The 1158-nt window shown below is 60.1% G+C and carries 1 protein-coding gene; it reads left to right on the top strand.

Annotation, left to right across the window (positions count from 1 at the left end; all coding sequences use genetic code 11):
- Window positions 1-238 precede the first annotated feature (238 nt).
- Window positions 239-853 (top strand): hypothetical protein, encoded by a 615-nt coding sequence (locus IVA82_RS04095; RefSeq protein WP_247391160.1) that lies wholly within the window; start codon window positions 239-241, stop codon window positions 851-853.
- The last annotated feature ends 305 nt before the right edge of the window (window positions 854-1158 follow it).

Genomic DNA, 1158 nt, shown 5'->3' on the forward strand with positions numbered 1-1158 from the left:
TTGGGCATCGTCTCCGATCGATTGCTGGCTAACGCCAGAACAGCGCAAGCAGCAGGATCACCGGGAGAGGAATCCCCAGCAGCCACAATAAAGCGCCTCTGCCAAGTGTCATGGCGCCAATCCTCCTGTTGTTTCTCCGGTCAACCAAGTCCAGAGGCCGCCCCGGGGTTCCTGCAACAGGAACGGACGATTTAACCGCGCGTTGGGACCGGAACAAAAGTGACTGGAGGAGTTCGCCATGATTATACGCTCCGTTCCCAATGTGTTTTTTGGCTGGACATGGTCGGCCGTACTGGCCGGCGTGTTCACTTCGTTGGTGGTTCAGATCCTGCTGACCATGTTGGGGTTCGGCATCGGTCTGCTCGCGATCGACATTCCCACTGCTTCATCGGCACCTGCCGGCGCCAGCTGGGCCACATTCGTGTGGTGGGCGGTCTCAGGCATAATCGCCGCATTTCTAGGTGGCGCCGTTGCGGCAGCCAATTCGCCGGATCAGACCGGCCTCGGTCGGGTCGGGCATGCGATGGCCGCCTGGGCAGTAGCAACCGTTGTGGTGGTCGGTGCGGCGGCGATGTTGCCCGCTTCGGCGACCAGCATCGCCAGCAACCTCGTCGGCCCGTCATATTCCGCCAGCACGCGCGTCGCGTACTGGTCGACCAATACAGGACAGGAAACCGTCGGCGCGACAGCGAGAGCTGCAACGCCCGCTCAAATTGATGCAGCCCGGAAGCACTTCGCATATGCGATGTTTGCAAGCTTCTGCGCCCTTCTTCTCGGCGCGGGAGCGGCCTACGCCGCCGGAATGGCGACCACGGGCCAGGCTGTCAAGGAAGCGGCGCGGCCAATGACATGACGAGTCCTAGCTAGATGGCCGAGGTTTGGTGGCGCTGCGTGCACTGGTGAGGCATAACTGCGTCGTTAGGTTCGCGTTACGGGAGCGGCGGTTTGATGTTAGCCAAATCCTTCGTCTGGTCTGCAGTTGAGATGGAACGTCGCTACGATAGGAGGCGGCATTCCCGGCTTGATCTGACATGCAAGAGGTCGCGAACTGGGGCCTTAGTGCATGAAATAGATGCTCGAAGCTGCTTTCGAGCACCTGGCGATTTAGCCATTGCCAGTTCAACGGGTGACTTCGGAGCTTTTCCTGCATTGCATCCA

Origin of the sequence: Bradyrhizobium sp. 142, assembly GCF_023074015.1 — a bacterium.
Lineage (GTDB): Bacteria > Pseudomonadota > Alphaproteobacteria > Rhizobiales > Xanthobacteraceae > Bradyrhizobium.